13 protein-coding genes and 1 pseudogene are annotated in these 19,376 nt (G+C 72.6%); 6 read left to right on the plus strand and 8 right to left on the minus strand.

Annotated elements, in window-relative coordinates; all coding sequences use genetic code 11:
• The 3 genes and pseudogenes from ACSDR0_RS33735 to ACSDR0_RS33745 form a co-directional block, all read left to right on the plus strand.
• Positions 1 to 248, plus strand: a pseudogene (locus tag ACSDR0_RS33735) (GNAT family N-acetyltransferase); the annotation flags it as partial.
• Positions 249 to 395: 147 nt separating this feature from the next.
• Positions 396 to 1,496, plus strand: a complete 1,101-nt coding sequence (gene menC / locus ACSDR0_RS33740) for an o-succinylbenzoate synthase (protein WP_435292976.1) — start codon at positions 396 to 398, stop codon at positions 1,494 to 1,496.
• Between the two features lie 458 nt (positions 1,497 to 1,954).
• Positions 1,955 to 3,907, plus strand: a complete 1,953-nt coding sequence (locus tag ACSDR0_RS33745) for a WD40 repeat domain-containing protein (RefSeq protein ID WP_435292977.1) — start codon at positions 1,955 to 1,957, stop codon at positions 3,905 to 3,907.
• Between the two features lie 48 nt (positions 3,908 to 3,955).
• On the opposite strand, the gene ACSDR0_RS33750 is transcribed toward ACSDR0_RS33745, so the two are convergent.
• Both ACSDR0_RS33750 and ACSDR0_RS33755 read right to left on the minus strand, forming a co-directional pair.
• Positions 3,956 to 5,551, minus strand: a complete 1,596-nt coding sequence (locus ACSDR0_RS33750; RefSeq protein ID WP_435292978.1) for a PucR family transcriptional regulator — start codon at positions 5,549 to 5,551, stop codon at positions 3,956 to 3,958.
• Between the two features lie 152 nt (positions 5,552 to 5,703).
• Positions 5,704 to 6,975, minus strand: a complete 1,272-nt coding sequence (locus ACSDR0_RS33755; protein WP_435292979.1) for a serine hydrolase domain-containing protein — start codon at positions 6,973 to 6,975, stop codon at positions 5,704 to 5,706.
• A gap of 559 nt (positions 6,976 to 7,534) precedes the next feature.
• On the opposite strand from ACSDR0_RS33755, the gene ACSDR0_RS33760 reads away from it, so the two are divergent.
• Positions 7,535 to 8,629 carry a cellulose binding domain-containing protein gene (locus ACSDR0_RS33760; RefSeq protein ID WP_435292980.1) on the plus strand — a complete coding sequence of 365 codons (1,095 nt, stop codon included), beginning with the start codon at positions 7,535 to 7,537 and terminating at the stop codon, positions 8,627 to 8,629.
• A gap of 194 nt (positions 8,630 to 8,823) precedes the next feature.
• On the opposite strand, the gene ACSDR0_RS33765 is transcribed toward ACSDR0_RS33760, so the two are convergent.
• The gene (locus ACSDR0_RS33765) at positions 8,824 to 9,390 is read right to left on the minus strand and encodes a ferritin-like domain-containing protein (RefSeq protein WP_435292981.1); all 567 of its coding nucleotides are present in this window, start codon (positions 9,388 to 9,390) and stop codon (positions 8,824 to 8,826) included.
• A 137-nt stretch (positions 9,391 to 9,527) separates the two neighbouring features.
• Here ACSDR0_RS33765 and ACSDR0_RS33770 point away from each other — a divergent pair, with 137 nt between their 5' ends.
• Both ACSDR0_RS33770 and ACSDR0_RS33775 read left to right on the plus strand, forming a co-directional pair.
• Entirely contained in the window at positions 9,528 to 10,571 is a 1,044-nt protein-coding gene (locus ACSDR0_RS33770) for a YihY/virulence factor BrkB family protein (RefSeq protein ID WP_435292982.1), read from the plus strand.
• 358 nt (positions 10,572 to 10,929) lie between these two features.
• Complete coding sequence (locus ACSDR0_RS33775) at positions 10,930 to 13,029, plus strand: tetratricopeptide repeat protein (protein ID WP_435292983.1); 2,100 nt, start codon at positions 10,930 to 10,932, stop codon at positions 13,027 to 13,029.
• Between the two features lie 234 nt (positions 13,030 to 13,263).
• On the opposite strand, the gene ACSDR0_RS33780 is transcribed toward ACSDR0_RS33775, so the two are convergent.
• From ACSDR0_RS33780 to ACSDR0_RS33800, 5 genes are all read right to left on the minus strand, one after another.
• Entirely contained in the window at positions 13,264 to 14,778 is a 1,515-nt protein-coding gene (locus ACSDR0_RS33780) for a hypothetical protein (protein ID WP_435292984.1), read from the minus strand.
• A 592-nt stretch (positions 14,779 to 15,370) separates the two neighbouring features.
• Complete coding sequence (locus tag ACSDR0_RS33785; protein ID WP_435292985.1) at positions 15,371 to 16,246, minus strand: Gfo/Idh/MocA family protein; 876 nt, start codon at positions 16,244 to 16,246, stop codon at positions 15,371 to 15,373.
• The gene (locus ACSDR0_RS33790; RefSeq protein WP_435292986.1) at positions 16,243 to 17,463 is read right to left on the minus strand and encodes an ROK family protein; all 1,221 of its coding nucleotides are present in this window, start codon (positions 17,461 to 17,463) and stop codon (positions 16,243 to 16,245) included. Before ACSDR0_RS33790 ends, ACSDR0_RS33785 begins: the two co-directional genes overlap by 4 nt.
• Before the next feature lie 19 nt (positions 17,464 to 17,482).
• Complete coding sequence (locus tag ACSDR0_RS33795; protein ID WP_435292987.1) at positions 17,483 to 18,349, minus strand: carbohydrate ABC transporter permease; 867 nt, start codon at positions 18,347 to 18,349, stop codon at positions 17,483 to 17,485.
• Complete coding sequence (locus tag ACSDR0_RS33800; RefSeq protein WP_435292988.1) at positions 18,346 to 19,359, minus strand: carbohydrate ABC transporter permease; 1,014 nt, start codon at positions 19,357 to 19,359, stop codon at positions 18,346 to 18,348. The genes ACSDR0_RS33795 and ACSDR0_RS33800 overlap by 4 nt, the downstream gene beginning before the upstream one ends.
• Between the last annotated feature and the right edge of the window lie 17 nt (positions 19,360 to 19,376).

The raw sequence follows: 19,376 nt of genomic DNA on the forward strand, positions 1-19,376 counted from the left end.
TCCCGCCGGACGCGGTGCGCGCGCTGGTCGAGGGAGACGACGGCGGCCCGGTGCGGGAACCGGCGGGGGCGGCAACGGTGCTGGTCGCCGTGCCCCGGGACGTCGAGGCGCTGCGCCGCGCCGACCCCCGGGCGGCCGGGGCGTGGCGGGTGGCCGTGCGCGAGGTGCTGGGCGGCCTCCTGCGGGACGGCGCCCGTGTCACCGGCTTCCACGACCGGTCCTGCTACGTCGTGGAACGGCCTCCGTGACGTGCCCTCGGAGCCGGGCCGCGAACGCGGGACCACCGTGAGCGCACGCCCGGCCCGCGAGACCGCGCGGCCCGAGCCACGGTCGCCCGTACGGCGACGACATCAAGACCACCTCGAAGGGAGACGCGGCGCGGGCCGCGGACCATCATGAAGATCACCGGTATCGAGTTGCGGCGGGTGGCGATGCCACTGGTCGCCCCCTTCCAGACCTCATTCACCACCCAGACCGAACGCGATGTCCTGCTGCTGCGCGTCGTCACCCCCGAGGCCGAGGGCTGGAGCGAGTGCGTGGCCATGTCCGACCCCCTCTACTCCCCCGAATACGTCGACGCCGCCGCCGACGTCCTGCGCCGCTTCCTCATCCCCGCCCTGCCCGCCCGCCCCGACGCCCACACCACCCACCACGCCCTGCACCCTTTCAAGGGCCATCACATGGCCAAGGCCGCCCTTGAGACCGCCGTCCTCGACGCCCAGCTGCGCACCTCCGGCCAACCCCTGGCCGCCTTCCTCGGCGCCACCGCCGACCGCGTCCCCGCCGGAGTCTCGGTCGGCATCATGCCCTCCATCCCCCACCTCCTCGAGGCCGTCACCGAGTACCTCCACGAGGGCTACCGGCGCATCAAGCTCAAGATCCAACCCGGCTGGGACCTGGCCCCCACCCGCGCCATCCGAGAGCACTTCGGCCCCGACCTGCTCCTGCAGGTCGACGCCAACGCCGCCTACACCCTCGCCGACGCCCCCCACCTCGCCAAACTCGACGACCTGGACCTGCTCCTCATCGAACAACCCCTCGCCCACGACGACCTCGTCCAGCACGCCCAACTCGCCAAGAAGATCGCCACCCCGATCTGCCTGGACGAGTCCATCGAATCGGCCGCCCACGCCGCCGCCGCCATCACCCTGGGCTCCTGCTCCATCATCAACATCAAACCCGGCCGCGTCGGCGGCTACCTCGAGGCCAGGCGCATCCACGACCTCGCCCGCGCCCACGGCCTCGCCGTCTGGTGCGGCGGCATGCTCGAAACCGGCATCGGCCGCGCCGCCAACCTCGCCCTGGCCGCCCTGCCCGGCTTCACCCTGCCCGGCGACACCTCCGCCTCCCGCCGCTACTACACCACCGACCTCACCCCGCCCTTCGAACTCCACGACGGCCACCTCACCGTCCCCACCGGACCCGGCATCGGCATCGACCCCATCCCCGCCATCCTCGACGAGGTCACCACCTCCACCGAATGGATCCCCCTCTGAGCGGCCCCGCCCCGGGGCCGCCGCTCCCGGCCCCGGCCCCCGCCCGGGGAAAGGGGACGGGGACGGGGACGTGAGTCCAGGGACGATCCGGCAGTCCGGGTCGACGTGGATCGGCGTGTCGTACGAGGATCGATCAAGGACCATTCGCCATCGGTGAGGTCTCCACGCGCCATGACGATGGCCTATCAGGACGACGAACCACCGCGCAGGCGAATCCCGCCGATCTCAACCTCGTACAGGCACTGGATACGACCTGAAAGGTAAAGGTGGGACACTCTCCACCCATGTGGATGGATCATCTGGAGGCATTGTTGGGCGGCCCGATGCCCGGGCGGCCCCTGAAGCTCTCATGGGTCACCAGACGGTGGCAGGACGTCCGGCAGCGGGGTGCACTGAACCCCCGCCCGCGGGGTGCGCGCCACATCGCCACCGGTGTGCTCGACGGACGCGCTGTGCTGATGGCCGCCTCCATTTCCGACGTCCAGGCGTGGGACCTGGGCACCCGCGAGCGGCTGCCGATCGTCCTGGACCACGGGGATCATGAGGTGACCGCGCTGGCGGCGGTGTCGCGCGGCGACGATCTCGTTGCGGTCACCGGCTGTGCCGACGGCTCGGTGCACAGCTGGGACATGCGCACCGGCCGGAGGCTGGGGCCGCCCATCACGGCGGAGCAACGGGGAATGTCGCCGCCTTCGCCGTGCTCACCGCGGGACCACGTCGTCGAGGTGCTGGCGGCGGTCGTGCTCGACGACCGGTTCGTGGCCTTGGCCGGCGGCTGGTGGAGCAGCATCGAGCTGTGGGACCTGGAGACCGCGCAAAGACTCGAAACGGCCCTGGACAATGACGACCGCGTCGGAGCCGCTTTCCTGCACTGGATCGAGACGCTGACGGCCGCAGTGGTCGACGGGCGGCCGGTGGCCGTCACCGGTGGCGCCAAGCCAAGTCGCGTGTGGGACCTGCGGACGGGGGACGGCTTCACGCCCTCACCACAGGCCGGCCCCCTTCCGCCGCTGCCCGTCGCCGATGTGCGGGCGGCGGCGATCACCGTCGTGGACGGGTGGCCGGTCGCGGTGACGGGCGACGCGGAGGGGGGCGTGCGGCGGTGGAACCTGCGCACCGGGCAGGAGGCCGGGCCGCCGCTGCGAGGCCATTCCGGGGTGGTGAACTCCGTCGCCGTCGCGGTCGTGGACGGGCGGCCGGTGGCGGTCACCGGAGGTGATGACAGCACGGTCCGTCTGTGGGACTTGGCGGCGGGTGAGGAGATGCCCGCTCCGTTCCAGGTCCACTGCGGAAGAATCAAGCAGGTCGCCATCGCCTACATCGCCGAAGGGCCCGTCGCGATCTCCCTGTCCGAGGATGACCTGCGGGTCTGGGACGTCCGCGGTGACCGTTTCACCCCCGCCGCGACCGAATCCAGCAGAATGGTGCGAAGGTTGGCCACCGCGGTGGTGGACGGGGAGCCGGTGGTCGTCGTCTCCGGTGGGGAACACCTCGCCTCCGGTTGGAGACCCGAGACGCGGACACACGACCTGCGTTGGGAGGGCGAGACGTGGGTATGCGACCTGCGGACCGGCCGGCCTCGACCCCCGCGACTGGCCGGCGTCGGCAATGCCGTGGCCACCGGGACGATCGGAGAGGAGCCGGTCGTCGTGGCGGGGGTGGAAGACGGGGCCACCGGGATGTGGAGCCTGCGCACCGGGCGGCGGGTCGCTTCGCTGGCCGCGGGCGGCGGAGACGCGCGCGCGGCGGCCACGACCGTCGTGGACGGCCGCCACGTCGTCCTCACCCTCCACGCCAGGTCCATCCGCGTGGCGGATCTGAACACCGGCGAACTCCTGAAAGAGAGGCCCCTGTCGGAGTCATGGGGGGTTGATCTCGCGTCCGTGACGGTGGACGGCCGCCCTCTCGCCGTGACCCTGGCCGTGCCTGACCATGAAGACGGTCCGCAGATACAGGTATGGGACCTGCGTTCGCTCAGCGTCGACGGTTTTTCAGGGGGTGACTCCTGTGTGACCTACATCGACGCCTTCGCCGTCGCCTCTCTGAACGGCGACCCCGTAGTGATCATGAACGATGACGATGGCAACGGTACGGTCAGAGTCTGGGATCTGCGTACGGGCGAACCCGGACCCACTCTCCTGGGGCCGGTCGCCGACCAGGCGACCGCGGAGGCGTTCGGATGGGACGGGGAAAGAAGAATCGGCAACGTCACGGCGATTGCCGCGGACCCGGCGAGCGATACCCTCGCGGTGGCCGTGGGAAGCGGCGCGGTGCTGCTGTGGGACGATCCCGCGCGTCGGCCGTACGCCGGGATCGTGTTTCCTTTCTCCCCCCATGCTTTGGCCTGGGGCCCGGGCGGCGAGCTGGTGGTCGGCTTCGGCCGGGACGTCGCGGTGCTTCACCGATCCTGACGGTCCTCCACCCGGGTCGGCGTATCCGACCCGCCTGAAGATCCGAACTCAGAACAGGCCCTGGCGGCCGAAGATCCGCATCTGGAGCGTCACGGCCAGCCGCGCGTCGGGATCGGCCAGGTCGAGCCCGCTGATCTCGGTGAGCCGCTTCAGCCGGTAGCGGAAGGTGTTGGCGTGCACGTGCACCCTGGCCGAGGCGGCGTTGACGTCGCCGAACGCGTCCAGGTAGGCCCGCAGGGTGGGCACCAGCTCGCTGCCGTGCTCGGCGTCGTGCTCCAGGAGCCGCCGGTAGGGGCCGGTGGGGACCTGCTCCTCGGCCTTGACCAGGTCCGACAGCTGCAGCAGCAGCGCCTCGAAGTGCACGCCGGTGTAGTCGGCGACCGCGCCCGACGACCCGCGGGCGCGCAGCACCCGCAGCGCCCGGTCGGCGTCGGCGCGGGACCTGGCGACCTCCGCCAGGTCGCGGGCCAGGCGCCCCACCCCGATGTTGGCCACGTGCCGGGGGCCGACGCGGGCGAGGAAGCTCTCCGCGACCCGCACGGCCCGCGCCTCCTCGTCTCCGGCGGCGTGCAGCGGCAGCACGGCGTAGGCCACCGAGCCGACCAGCGCGGCGGCGGCCATGGGGTGGATGGCCCCGACGTGCAGGGCGAGCGCGTCGCAGAACCGCTGCCTGTCGCTCTCCCGGTGCGCGGCGTCGGTGTGTGACCCGCCGCTGAGCTGCGCCGCGAGCACGCACAGCCGCTCGCTGGCGACGCCGAGCCGCCCGGCCGCCTCGGCCGCGTCCCTGCCGCCCGCCAGCACGGTGGAGAGCAGGTCCGCGCGCAGCCGCCGGCTGGTGTCCGCCCCGGCCCTGCGGCGGAGCAGCTGCAACGCGACGATCTTGGCGGTGTCGGCGAGGGCGCGCTGCCGCTGGCCGCTCAGCGGCTCGCGCACCGCGACCCAGATGGATCCGAGGATCTCGTCTCCGGACCGTACGGCCATCGCCGTCCGGTTGATGCTGCCGTCGTCCAGCTCGATGTAGATCGGTTCGCGGCTCTGGTAGAGCTGCCGGAAGAACCCGCGCCGCTGCAGCATCAGCTGGTACCGCTCGGGCACCTGGCGGCCGAGCACCGTCTCGACCCTGCCCGGGTCGGCCTCGTCCTGCCGCCCGGAGTAGGCGAGCACCCGCGAGGATCTGTCCTCGATCGTGACCGGCGCGTCCAGCAGCGCGCACAGGGCGTTGGCCAGGGAGAACAGGTTGTCCGGCGAGGTCTCGTCCGGTTCGGTGAGGTCGCCCTCGGCCAGCAGGGAGCGCAGCAGCGCGGCGACCTGCGCCCACGAGGCGGCGCGGGTGAGACCGAGCACCGCCACCCCGGTCCTGCGCGCCTCGGCGCGGACGAGGTCGTCGACGTCCACCGGCTGCTTGACGACGACGCCCGCCGCGGGGCCCGCCGCGGCGAGCAGGGCGCGGATCCGCTCGGCGGAGTCCACCCCCACAGCGAGCAGGATGCCCCCTTCGGGAAGCAGCAGCTCGTCGAGGGGGTCGTAGATGTGCACCCCGGTCACCTCGGTGTCGAGCTCGCCGGGGGAGGCGGCCACGTCCAGCACCGTGCTGCCCAGATCCTCCAGGATCCGCCGCAGGCTGGCACGTGGCCGGACGATCATCCCTTCACCATAGTTGACGGGATCGCCCCTCCCCGCGGCGAGTGCCGCCTCCGGGGAGGGCTCGCGCGGGTTCCTCTGCGGCGCGGCCCCTCAGGCGACCTTGGGAGTGGCGCGCACGCCGAGGTGGACGTACGGGGTGCCGTCGGCGAGCTCTAGAAGACGGCCGACAGCCACTGGGCCTGCTCCTCCAGATAGCCGACGAAGGTGGTGTCGTCCACCGGGACGAGGTCGACCTCCATGGGCGGCTGCAACCCGGCGAGAGCGCCGGTGGCCTCGCCGTACAGCGAGAGCCCGCCGTCCCCGGCCGTCAGCGTCATCCGGTTGCCCGCCCGCTCGTAGACTCCGGCGTACCGCTCGGCGTCGGTCTCGAACGGCTCGGCCGGCGGTCCGAGGACGGGCGGCACGGCCAGGCCGAGCAACTCGTCGAAGAGCTCGGTGGCCAGGGCGTGCTGGAGGGCGGCGGTCTGGCCGCCGTTGGCCAGCAGGCACACCACCGTGCCCGTGTCGGGGACCATCCAGAGCATGGCCGCCTGGCCGATGGTGTTCCCGCCGTGGAAGACGACCCGGTGGCCCTGCCAGTCGTTCAGGATCCAGCCGAGTCCCCACTGCTTTCCGAGGGTGTGCGGGTTGGGGACGTCCACCTGCGGTTCCCACATCGCCCGCGGGTCGGCGAGCAGCCCGGTGCCCCCGGTGCCGAGGTGGGCTCGGGCGAAGGCGACGACGTCGGCGGGACGGGCGCAGATCAGCCCGGCCGGTCCGCAGGAGCGCATCAGGCCCCACACGGGGGCGGGCGCTCCGTCCAGGTGGCCCATGGCGCCGCGGAAGCGCAGGACGTCCTCGGGAAGGGTCCAGGTGTGGGTCAGGCCGAGCGGCTCGATGATCTGCTCGCGCAGCGCGGCGTCCCACACCTTGCCGGTGAGGTGCTCGACGACGCGCCCGGCGATGACGAAGCCGGAGTTGCAGTAGGACTGGGTGACGCCGAGCGGGTGGTTCTGCCCCAGGTCCGCGCAGGCCGCGACGTATTTCTCCATGCAGTCGTCACCGCGGCCGGTGTCGAGGAAGAAATCCCCGTCGATGCCGGAGGTGTGCGAGAGCAGGTGCCTGATCGTGACGCTCTTGGTCACCTCCGGGTCGGCGACGCGGAACTCCGGCAGGACCCGGGAGACGGGGGTGTCGAGCGTCAGCTCGCCCCGCTCGACGAGAAGCATGATCTGGGTGGCGGTCCACACCTTGGTGACCGAGCCGATCTGGAAGAGCGAGTCGGTGGTCACCTCCACCCCGGTGTCCACGTTGAGCACGCCCGCGGCGAACTCGTGGACCTCCTCCCCGTCCAGGAAGGCCAGGCTCGCGCCGGGGACGTCGTACTCGGCGATCAGCTCGCCGAGCCGGGCGTGCCATCGACCGGGATCCACTGCTCCAGCCACTGGATGATCCTTTCGTTGTGGTCCACCCGATGGGACGGGCGGCCATTGAGGAGGTCACTGGGGAAAGGCGAGGCGTATCCGAACGTTAGGGGCCGCTTCCCCGCGCTTCTTCGGTCTCGGCGACGAACCGGACCTGATCCGTTGTGCCGCCGTCCAACCACGGGCCACCCGGCCACCGTCCCACCCCCGGTCGCTGTCCGGCCCTCGCCGGGTGGCCGAGGTCTCGGCGCGGGCCCACGTGGAAGGCACGCGAGTCCGCGTGGAAAGCACGCGAGCCCGCATGGAAAGCACGCGAGCCCGCATGGAAAGCACGCGAGCCCGCATGGAAGGCGAGAAGGACCGCGAGGAAGACGAAGAGGACCGCGCGGAAGGCGAGAGGACCGCATAAAAGGCGAGGGAAACCGCGCGGAAGGCGAGGGGAACCGCACGGTCGAGGCCGGGTGAAAGTTACACCCCGGCCGGTGCCGGTCGCGCAGGTCAGGCCCTCCGTGGTGGGCGGGTGGCTTCCCGCCCCCACCCGGGGCGCCTAGCATCGGCCCCCACCGAGGCGGGAGCGAAGATGCGAAGCACGGCACGCGGAAGCGGCACGGTTCTGACGGTTCTGGCGGCCGCGATGACCGCGGTCGTGGCCCTGGGACTCCTCCTCGCGGGCACCGCGGTCCCCGCTCGGGCGGCGGCCACCAGGATCATGCCGCTCGGGGACTCCATCACCGGCTCCCCCGGATGCTGGCGGGCCCTCCTATGGAACCGCCTCGTGAACGCCGGCCACACCGGCATCGACTTCGTCGGCACCCTGCCGCCGCAGGGCTGCGGTGTCGCGCACGACGGGGACAACGAGGGGCACGGCGGAGCACTGGTCACCAACGTCGCCGACCAGAACCAGCTCCCCGGCTGGCTCGCGACGGCCAAACCCGACATCGTGCTGATGCACTTCGGTACCAACGACGCCTGGAGCAACCGCCCGACCGCCACCATCCTGTCCGCGTACGGCAAGCTGGTGGACCAGATGCGGCAGAGCAACCCCGACACGAAGGTCCTCGTCGCCCAGATCATCCCCATGAACCCGAGCACGTGCGGCGAGTGCGCGCAGCGGGTCTCCGCGCTCAACGCGGCGATTCCCGGCTGGGCCGCGGGCAAGACCACCGCGCGGTCACCGGTGGTCGTGGTCGACCAGTGGACGGGCTTCAGCACCGCGTACGACACCTATGACGGGGTGCACCCCAACGCGTCGGGCGACCAGAAGATGGCCGACCGGTGGTTCCCCGCGCTGACGGCCCTGCTCGGCTCCGGGCCGACCGGCACGCCGACCCCGACGATCACCCCCACCCCGACGCCGACCGTCACGCCCACGGCGGGCGGCGGTTGCACGGCCGCCTATCGGACGGCCAGCCAGTGGCCGGGCGGTTTCCAGGGCGAGGTGACCGTCAAGAACACCGGCCCGGCCGCCGTCACCGGCTGGACGGCGAACTGGACGTTCACCGGGCGGCAGATCAGCCAGGCGTGGAACGCGACGGTGACCCAGTCGGGAGCCGCCGTCTCGGCGCGGAACGCCGCCTGGAACGGCTCGCTGGCTCCCGGCACGACCGCGACCTTCGGCTTCATCGCCTCGGGGACGGAATCCCCTGACCCCGGGGTGTCCTGCACGACGGGCTGACCGGCCGGACCGCCGCGCGGCCAGGACCTGCCCGCCGTTCGCGTCCTGGCGGTCCGGTCCCGTTCGAGCCGAGTCCCGTATGGCGGCCGCCGGCCGCTCGGTCCCGGCCGCTCGGTCCCGGCCTTTCCACCCGACCGGCCCCGGCGGCTCGGTCCCGGCCCCTGGAGCGGGTCCCGGTCCCCGGTGCCGGACGTTCAGCCCTGGGCCCTCGAGTCCTGGCCGTTCAGAGCGCCGGGAAGTCTCTCCAGCAGGCTCTTCAGGTCGTCGGCGTGTTCCTCTTCCTGTGCCAGCAGGTCCTCGAAGACGCGTCTGGTGGTCATGTCGTCGTTGCCGAGCCAGTTGACGATCTCGGTATAGGAGGCGATCGCGATCCGCTCGGCGACCAGGTCCTCCTTGACCATCTCGATCAGGTCGAGGCTGTCGTCGTACTCGGCGTGCGAGCGCGCGGCCAGCGTCTCGGGGTTGAAGTCCGGCTCGCCGCCGAGCTGGACGATGCGCTGGGCGAGGCGGTCGGCGTGCTCCTGCTCCTCGGCGGCGTGCTCCAGAAACTCCGCGGCCACCACCCCGGCGTGGATGCCCGAGGCGGTGTAGTAGTGCCGCTTGTAGCGGAGCACGCAGACCAGCTCGGTCGCCAGGGCCTCGTTGCACACCTGGATGACCCGGGGCAGATCCGCTCCGTAGGCGGACGTGATGGGACCCTTGTCGATCTCCTGGCGCGCCCGTGCCCGGAGCTCCTTGATGTCCGTAAGGAATTCAGCCATGCACCCGCCCTACCCAGAATCGGCCGTTTATCCAGTGGCGTCGACCACAGTCGGGGATGTTTTGTTCGTGACGTCACTTCCGGGGTAGCGGGCCGTCCGACATGGGAACAGCGACGAAGGTCCCGCAGACGCGGACCATGAACGGTGAAGAGCTCTCCGCCGACCACGCGTGGGCGGCCCTGCGCAAATACGGCCGCTGGCACCTGGTCCGCGACTCCGTGGCCAGGTTCAGGTACGGCGAGGGCCTGACCAACTCCAGGGCCCTGGCCTTCCAGATCTGCCTGTCGATCATCCCCGGCGCCATCGCGCTGGTCGGGCTGAGCTCGGTGGTCAACCAGGAGCATCTCGGCGAGGTGCTGGAGCTGGTCCTGAGCCGCCTCGCGCCGGGAGCGGGGGTGGACGCGGTCAAGTCCGTGCTCTCCGACAGCCACCGGCAGGCGGGCCGTACCGGAGGCGCCCTCGCGCTCTGGCTCGGCCTCGCCACCGCCCTGTTCTCGCTGACCAGCGCCATGGCCCAGGTGGAGCGGGGGGCGAACCGTATATACGGCGTCGAGCGGGACCGGCCGTTCCATCGCAAGTACGCCAGGGCCCTGCTGATGGCCCTGACGGCCGGAGCCTTCATGACCGCCGGTTTCGTGGTGATGGTCGGTGGCGGCGCCATCAGCAGGGCCCTGGCGCAGGTATACGACTGGAACGACGGGGCCACGGAGGCGTTCAACCTGGTGCGCTGGCCGCTCGGTTTCCTCCTCGCGCTGCTGTCGACCTCGGTGCTGTTCCGCGCCGCGCCGCGCAGGAGGCAGCCGGGTCACACCTGGCTGGCGTTCGGCGCCCTGGTCTCGCTCGTCCTGTGGACGGTGTTCACTCTCCTTCTGGCCTTCTACACCGAGAGCAGCGGCACCTTCGGCGCCACGTACGGACCGCTCACGGCCGTCATGGCGCTGCTGCTGTGGTCGTTCCTCAGCTCGATCGCCCTCTTCCTGGGGCTGGCGTTCGCCGCGCAGCTGGAGGCCGTCCGTGCCGGGCGGGCGGGCCCCGTCCACCCCGACCCCGGCCCCACGGCCGCCGAGGAGTGGGAACCCCTGGTGGGAGCCGCGGGCGCGGCGACCATCGCGGTCGCCAGGACGCTCGTGGAGACCGTGCGCAGGCGCCGCCAGGGCTCCGGAAACGAGCCTCGCCCGTAGACGACGCGGTCGCCGTGCTCGTAGGCGACGCGGTCGCTCCGCCCGTGGACGACGCGGTCGCCGTGCCCGTACCGGCCCGGGGCCGAGCGGGCTCGGCCCGCTCGGTCCCCGCTCAATCCCCGCTCGGTCCCCGCCGGATCGCCCGGCGCCGACGCGTACGATGTCGATCTCACGCGTGATCACCTCTGTTGACCGCCGGGCTCCCGGCACCGGTGAGCCGGCGCGGCCGTCCGGCGTCCCGGCCGCGATCCGATCAATGAGACCGCGACATCCATTGCGATAGTCAACTCACCAACCTAAGATTCGCCGAACCATAGTGAGATACATTCATGCGCAGTGATCTGAAGGGGGTGGAAAGGTGTCGGCACAGGAACGCAGGCTCGCGGCCATCGCGGCGGCATCGGCCGACGCCTTCCGGAGCGGCGACTACCACCAGGTGAGGGCCGAGGACGTCGCGGAGCGGGTGCGGCTGCCACGGGGCACCGAGGGCGAGAGGGGCCGCAGCGCCGTCTGGCTGTACAACGAGGTCAGGAGCCGGCGCGTGCTGGTGGCCCTGGCGGTCAAGCACGCCTTCGACGAGTTCGCCTCCGGCGACGGCGCGCCGGAGCCGCCGCACTCCCTGCTCGACGCGCAACGCCTGGTCACGGCGGCGCTGCGCAAGGTGGCGCGCTTCCACCAGGTCGAGCGCTTCATGCTGGCCCAGGTGCGCCTGGGCATCGGCGACATCTCCACCTCGGAGAAGCGCCCGTCGGCCGGGCAGAGCCAGCCGGTGTGGGAGATGACGGAGGTCTACGGCGCCACGGCCGCCGCGGGGTGGGAGGGCCGCGTCACCGCGTACGCGCGGTATCTGGCGCCACGGCTGGAACTCGCCGCGCTGACCATCGGCGTCCCGTCCGAGGGATGGGCCGCGGCGAGCGCCGAGCGCCTGTCGGAGCTGGCCTTCCGGTCGATGGCCGACGATCCCGAGGGACCGGCGGACCGGCAGGCGGCCGCGCTCTGCGCGCACTGGCTCGCCCGCGACCTGCTCCCGCCTGCCGGGGAGTGGGCCGAACGGCTGCACACCGCCGAACGGGCCGTCGAGCTCACCGAGCGGATGGGCTCCGGCGGCCGTGCCAGGGTTCGCGCCCTGGAGGTGGTCCTGCAGGTCCTGCTCGACAGCAGTCCCCTGCTGGCGCGGGCGGCGGAGGTCGGCGAGGAGCTGGCGGGCCTGCTGTCGGCCGACCACTCCGACCCGCGGACCCTGTGCGACGTGACCAGCAGGCAGGGCGTGGCCCTGCTGCGCCTGGGCGACCTGCCGGGCGCGAGGTCCTGCTTCGAGCGATCGCTGCGGGTGGCGGGCGAGCTTCCCGTCCCCGCGGACGTGACGTCGCTCAGCCTGCGGGCGCGGCACAACCTCGCCGAGGTGCTGGTGGAGGCCGGTCGTCCCGGCGAGGGCCTGTGCGAGCTGCGGGAGGTGAGCGAGCAGCGGGCCAAGGGCGTCCCCGCCGTCGGGGTCACCCCGGCGTGGCGGCGGTTCACGCTCACCCGGCAGGCGATGGCCAGGGCCGCCTCCCGGGCGGGCCGGATCGTCACCGGCGTGACCGTGGCCGAGGCGACGCTGGCCGACCGCGAGCAGCGCCTCGGTTCCGACAGCGTCAACACCGCCTCGGCCAGGGTGACCCTCGCCGAGGCGCTGCTCGCGGCGGGCCAGCCCGCGCAGGCTCGTCACCACCTGACCGAGGCGCTCCGGCTGCGGACGCAGCACCTGCCGCCCGAGGGCTACTGGCCCCAGTACGACACGGTGCGCCTGGCGGAGATCGAGCTGACCGCGGGATTCCCCGCGCAGGCGGTGCGGCTGCTCACCGGGGTCATCGTCACCACGGAGTGGTTCGCGCGGCAGGTGTCGCCCCGGCTGGGCGCCGAGGCCGCGCTGGTCCGCGCCATGGCGCTCACCGCGTCGGGCGAGCCCGCCCGGGCGCTCGCAGCCCTGCGGACGCTCCCTCCCGAGCGGCCGGTGCGGCGCGCCCAGGCCGCCGCGCAGCTGGCCCTCGGCGACGCGACCGGCGCGGCGCGGGTGCTCGCGTCCCTCGCCAAGGACGAGCGCGGCATGGACGACGACTTCCCCGGGCAGGCGGAGCGGCTGCTGCTGAGCGCCCGCGCCGCGTACGCCCTCGGGAACGAGGACGGGGCGGACGCCGCGAGCGCGGCGCTCGTCGCCATGGGCGAGGACGTGCTGGACGCCTCGCACCCGCTGGTCCTCGCCGGGCGGCTGGACCTCGCGCTGTGCCGGATGGCCTCGGGCAGGGTGGAGGAGGTGGCGCCCCTCCTGATGCCGCTGCTCGACCGCCGCCCGCTGGCCCACGGCCGCCCGCCCCTGGGTGACGGGCACCCGCTGCTGGCCGAGGCGCGGTCCGTGGCCACGCGGGTGGGCGAGCCCCCGTCGAGCACCCCGGAGGACCGCCTCTGGGAGGAGGACTGAGCGGCCCGCCACGCCGGGCCGCTCACCCCATGCCCTGAAGGGCCCCGTCCCGCGACCGCCCCGGAAGCCTCGTCTCGCGAAGCGCCCGGGGCGTCTCGTGCGCCGGGGCGAGCAGGTGGAAGAGCCCCTTTGGGCGGGGGTGCATCGGGGCGTCCCGCGCGAGAGAGACGCCCAGGGCGCGGGGGCCGGGGTCGCCGCCGAGGTCATCCGCGGGTCCGTGACCGGTGCCCGTTGTCAGATCGAGGTGACGGAGCGGGCGGACTCGCTTTCCAGCGCGGCGAGCACGGCGGGGCGGAACGGGTGACCGATGTCGAGGCCGGCCACGGCCCTGGCGAGGTGCTCGACGAGGCTGTCGTGTCCGGGCCGGGCCTCGGGGACGGGCTCGGAGCGGAGCAGGACGGCCAGCCCTCCGAGGCGGGACCGCACGGGATCGCCGGATGCCAGCCGCGCGGCGGCGCGTTCCAGGAGAGCGGCCGCGCGGTCGGCCGGCCCGGCGGCGCCCGCCAGCCGCACCAGGCCGAGCAGGACGGCGGATCCGGCGTCGCCGGGATCGAGCACGACGGCCGCCTCCAGGTGCCGGAGCGCGGCGTCCAGGTCGTCCTGCCCTCTCGGGGAGAGCCGCCGGCGGAGGCGGAGGGCGAGCAGGGCGCCGTCGTCGCCGAGGTCGGCCGTCAGGCCGGTCCGGCTCCGCACGATGAGCAGGACGCCCAGGTAGGAGTGGCAGCCGGCCACGGTGGGGCTCTCCCTGCGCTCGGCGAGACCCGGCTCGCCGAGCACGCGGCGGGTCCACTCGACGGCCGCGTCGAGGTCGGCGGGCGACCCGCCGGGGCTCTCCGAGCGCGTCGCCAGCGCGAGGGCGAGATCCCAGGCGGCTCCGACGGCGGCCTTCCTGTCGGCGGTGGCGTGGATCCTGGCCAGGAGACTCAGGCCGCGGCCCAGCGGCGCGGGATCTCCCGACGTCTCGCCGAGGTGGGTGAGCGTGCTGGCCAGGTCGTGCGCCGCCTTCGGCCAGAGCGGGTCGTCGTCGGGAGTGGCCTCCAGAAACCGGCCGAAGTGCCCCGCCGCCCGCTCCAGGTCGGCGGCGTTGCCGTCGGCGAGTCCCCTGCTCCGCAGGAGCCCGCCCAGGGCGAACGTCGCCTGGTGCGTGGCCGGGTCACCCTCCGGCAGGTCGGGGAGCACGTCTTCGAGCAGGGCGACGGCCTCGCCGAGATCCGCGTGGCCCGCGCCCGGACGGGTGACGCGCAGGGCCAGCGTCGTGCCCAGCCGGTAGCGCAGGTAGAGGGCCGACCACCGGTCGTCGCACTCGCGCAGGGCCACCTTGAGCCGGTCGACCGCCAGGTCCAGGTCGTAGGGCACGCCCCGGTCGGCGTGGCGGCTCAGCAGCAACTCGGCCAGGGCCTCGTGGTCGGCGGTGCTGAACCAGGCGTTCTCCTCGCGGAGGTCGTCCGCCTCGGAGAGCATGGTGATGGCGACGTCACGATCGGCGGGGTCGCCCAAGGCCTCCCAGCGAACCTCGTGCACCCGTCCCACCAGGGCGAAGGACCACTGGTCGCAGTCGTGGGCGAGGAGCCAGGCCGCGTGCTCGGCCGCCTCGTCGAGATCCACCGGGTTCGCGGTGCCCGGGGCGCCCTCGTCGGCGCACCGGCCCAGGATCGCCTGGGTGAGAGCCTGGCGCCACCCGGCTTCGCCGTCGGTGCCGGTCATCTCCGCCCGCAGGGCACGCAACCGCGTGACCTCATCCCCAGCCATGCCGAATCTCCCTTCCGAGCCTGTATGGAACTATATAAATAGAATCCCCTTGTTCTTGTGGTAAGTAAATAACTGTTCAGGAAGGGAAGGGGAGAGGAAACGCCGCCGATCAACGTTCTTTCTGGGCGCCTTCAGGACGCTCGCGGCCGTCCCGATTCCGGCCGGGTCCGGCCACGCGTCTCCGATGGCACGGACCGGCGCCCGCCCCCCGGACTTGGGCGGGGGCCCGTACGGGAGGGCCCGGCGCGCGGCGGGAAGGGTGGCGAGGTCTCTCGCCGTGACGCGGCGGATGGTGGCGGAATCCGGGAACGCGTGCGCCTCGGCCGGCAGGCCCGCCCCCCGCGCGTCGAGGTCATCGCTCACCGCGGCTCCCATGCATCCATGTAAAGCTCCGGTCGTGGATCCATATTGCCAGAGCTATACGAACCGGCACGACCTTTTCTTCACCCGGCCGGGCACGGTGGGCGTGGCCGGTGCGGCGGGCGACCCGACGATCTTCCGGGCGGCGCGGCGGACGGCCGCGGCGACCTCCCGGACGGCACGGCAGAAAACCCCGGCGACCTCCCGGACGGCACGGCGGAGGTGACCGCGGTCAGCGCGGTGTCGCGGCGTCGATCAGCTCCTGCAGGCGCAGGCCCCTGGCCGCGTCCAGCTCGCCCGAGCGGCCCGACCGCACGGCGGCGGCGAACTCGGCGCGCAGGATGGGCCAGCACTCCTCGTGGTCGATGCCGGAGGTGTCGAAGGCGAGCTCCCCCTCCGGTCCGAACAGCTCGATCCGGGTGCGTGCCCGAGACAGCGGGACGCTGCCCGACAGGGACGCCTGGCTGACGGCGCCGTTCTCGTGCTCGCAGGTCAGCTCCACCCAGCGGCGCGGGTCGCCCGTCCCCCGGATGCCGGTGATGGGACCGATCGCCGCCTCCAGAAGGTCCAGCAGGTGCGGGCCGAGGTCGAGCAGGGCTCCCTGCTCCAGCCGCCAGCCGGTGGCGAACTCCCCGCCGAGGAAGGCGCCGTGCAGGTAGCACGAGCGGGCACCGGTCGTCTCCAGCAGCGCCGCGCGGCGCAGGAAGTCGCGGGTGGAGGGGTGGTAGCGCTTGGTCAGCACCATCTGCGAGACGACGCCCGCCACCGCGACGGCCTCCGCCACCGCGCGCGCCGACGCGAGATCGGGCCCCAGCGGCTTCTCCAGCAGCACCGCCTTGCCCGCTTTGGCCGCGCGCACGGCGAGGTCCGCCTGGACGGCGGGGGGCACCGCGAACGCGACGGCCTCGCACCGGTCGAACAGCTCCTCCGGCGTGCCGGCGACGACCGCCCCGTACGGCTCGGCGATCTCCCTGGCGGCGGAGTCGCGGCGCGCCCAGACGGCGGAGAGGCGGGTCTCCGGGCCCGCGGCCAGCATCCGGGCGTGCATGGTGCGGGCCCACGGGCCGGCGCCGATCAGGCCGACCTCGACGGGCGCGATGCTGTTCATGAGTGGTCTCCGACGGGTGAGCGGTGGTGCGGGCGGGTCGCCAGGCGGGCGTCGGCCTGGTCGGGTGCGTACAGGTGCTCGACCACCATCGCGGTGGCGCCGGCGAGCGCGGCGCGGTCGCCGAGCCGGGAGGTGACGACCTGCAGGTTGCGCGTGGCCCGGGGCAGGGCGCGCTGGTAGAGCAGCTCGCGTACCCCGGTGACGAAGTGGGTCTCCGCCAGATCTCCGGCGATCATCAGGACGCCGGGGTTGAGCAGGGTGACGACGGTGACGAGCACCTCCCCGCAGCGCCGTCCGGCCTCGCGGGCCAGGCGCCCGGCGTCGGGGGAACCCGCGTCGAGGAGGGCACGGACGTCCGCGCCCGACTGGGCGGGCACGCCGAGGGCGGCCAGCTGCCCGGCCAGGGCGCGGCCGCTGGCGACGGCGGCCAGGCAGCCGTACGAGCCGCACATGCAGCGGGCCTCCGACTGGTCGTGCAGGCGGATGTGGCCGAGGTCTCCGGCGCCGCCGTCGATGCCGCGGAAGACGTTGCCGTCGACGACGACACCGGCGCCGATGCCGGTGGAGACCTTGACCAGGACGAACGCGGAGCAGTCGGCGAACGAGTGGCGCTGCTCGCCCAGTCCCATCAGGTTGGCGTCGTTGTCGACCAGGACGGGGACGGCGGCGTCCACCCCGGCGTGCCCGGCGAGCGCGCGCTGCATCCGCTCGGGAACCGGGTAGCCGTCCCAGCCCGGCATGATCGGCGGTCGTACGACCCTTCCCGACGAGGTGTCGACGGGTCCGGGCAGTGACAGGCCCACCCCGCAGACCGCCTCTGGAGCGGTCCCGGTCGCGGTCAGCAGATCGGCGAACCACAGGCCGAGCCGGTCGAGGACGATCTCGGGGCCGTCCTCGATCGGCAGGGCCTCGGCGCGCTCGGCCAGGACTTCGCCCGCCAGGTCCATGACGGCGGCGCGGGCGTGGGTCGCGTCCAGGTCGGCGGCGAGGACCACGGCGTGCCGGGTGTCGAACTCCAGCAGGTTGGAGGGGCGCCCCCCGGTCGACTGCCCGCCGGGGACGGCGCGCAGCCACCCCGCGTCGAAGAGCTGGTCGAGTCGCTGGCCGACGGTGGAGCGGGACAGGCCGGTGACGCGCTGGAGCTCGCCCCGGGTGCGCGCCTGTCCGGTGCGAACCAGCTCCAGGAGGTGGCCCGCGGTGCTCCAGGGGGTTGCCATCCGGTGTGTCTCTCCTTGCCTAGCCCTTGTCCGCACCGCTGGTGAGGCCTTCGGTAAGGAGTCTCTCAGCGGCGTAGAAAAGAAGTACCACGGGAATCGTGAGGACCACCGACCCCGCCATGAGAACGGTCTTGGGAACCTCGATGCCGTTGGCGAGCTGCTGCAGGCCCAGCGAGACCGTCCAGCTGTCGGGGACCGCGGCGAGGAAGAGCAGGGCGAAGAGGAACTCGTTCCAGGCGATCATGAAAACGTACAGGCCGGTCGCCATGAGCGAGGGCGCGGCCAGGGGCAGCACGATCCGGCGCACGGTCTGCAGCCGCGAGCAGCCGTCCAGCGCGGCGGCCTCCTCGACGCTCTTGGGGATGGTGACGAAGTAGTTCTTCAGCATGTAGATGGAGACCGGCACGGTCTGCGCGATGTAGACGATGACCAGCCCGAACAGGCTGCCCTGCAGGCCCATCCTGGCGAACATCACGAACAGCGGGACCGCCAGCAGGGTGGCGGGGAAGAGGTAGACGGCCAGGAACACCGCGCTGACCTGGCGCCCGCCGAAGAACCTGAGCCGGCTGACGGCGTAGGCGCCGGGCACCGACGCGAGCAGGGTCAGCGCCACGGTGGCCAGGGCGACGAGCGCGGAGTTGCCGAGCATCCTCACGAACCCCTGGCCACCGTCGTCGACCGACTGCAGGACGTTCTGGTACGTGCTGAACGTGAGCTCGGACAGGTCCACCCAGATCCGGCCCGGGTCGAGCAGCAGCTGGTCGATCGGCTTCACCGAGAGGACGAGCATGTAGTAGAAGGGGAACAGGGTGATGATCGCGAGGAAAACGATCACGATCCAGCGCAGGACCCCGAAGATCCTCTGTTCGGTCTGTGCGCGGCTCATGACGCCTCCTCCTGGACCCTCTTGGCGAAGAACTTGAAGTAGATCCCGAGCAGCACGGCGAGGATGACCGCCAGGACCAGGGCCTGCGCGGCCGCCGCCCCCACGTCGTAGCGGGCGGTGAGGAAGTCGTAGACCCGCACGGCGACGACGTCGGTGCCGGAGCCGCCTCCGGTGAGGAGATAGACGTCGTCGAACTTGTTGAACGTCATGATGAACCGCAGCACCGACAGCAGCGCGATCACCGGCATCAGCTGGGGCAGCAGGATGTGGCGGAAGCGTTGGGTGTGCGTGGCGCCGTCCACGGTGGCGGCCTCCTCTATCCCCGCGGGGACGGCCTGGAGTCGGGCCAGCAGGAAGAGGAAGGCGAACGGGAAGTAGCGCCAGATCTCGAAGGCGATGACGGTGAGCAGGGCGAGCGGGAGCTCCACCTGCCAGCCGAGGATGGAGACCTCGTGCGAGCGGGTCGACAGGAAGGCCAGCGGCTCGTCCCAGCCGAACAGCTTGCCGCCCCACTCGTTGACGATGCCGAACTGCGGGCTGAGGGCGATCTCCCAGACGAACGTGACGGCCACCACGGGCGCGACGTAGGGCAGCAGCATCGAGCCGCGGAACAGCGCCCGGCCGCGGAACGGCCGGCGCAGGGCGAGTGCGGCGACCAGCCCGAGCAGGATCGAGCCGACGGTGCTGCCCGCCGTGTAGACCAGGGTGGTCCAGAGCGAGGTCCAGAAGCCGGGCGAGGTGAAGACCTCGCCGAAGTTGTCCAGGGTCCAGTTGGACAGGAAGTCCATGCTCTGGATGTCGACCAGCCGCGCGTGCTGGAAGGCGAGCAGCACGGTCCAGGCGATGGGCAGGACGACCACGACCGCGACCACCAGGACGGTGGGTGAGACGAAGGTCATCCCGGCGCGGTTCTCACGCTGGGCCAGGGTGAGGGTTCGGCGCGGCCCGGACCGCCGCCCGGGGTCCGGCGCGGGGGACGGGCGCTGCTCGGCGTCTTGCACGGTGCTCATCACGGCTTCCTAGGGGG

Source organism: Streptosporangium sp. G11 (genome assembly GCF_051192615.1).
In the GTDB taxonomy this organism is placed as follows: domain Bacteria; phylum Actinomycetota; class Actinomycetes; order Streptosporangiales; family Streptosporangiaceae; genus Streptosporangium.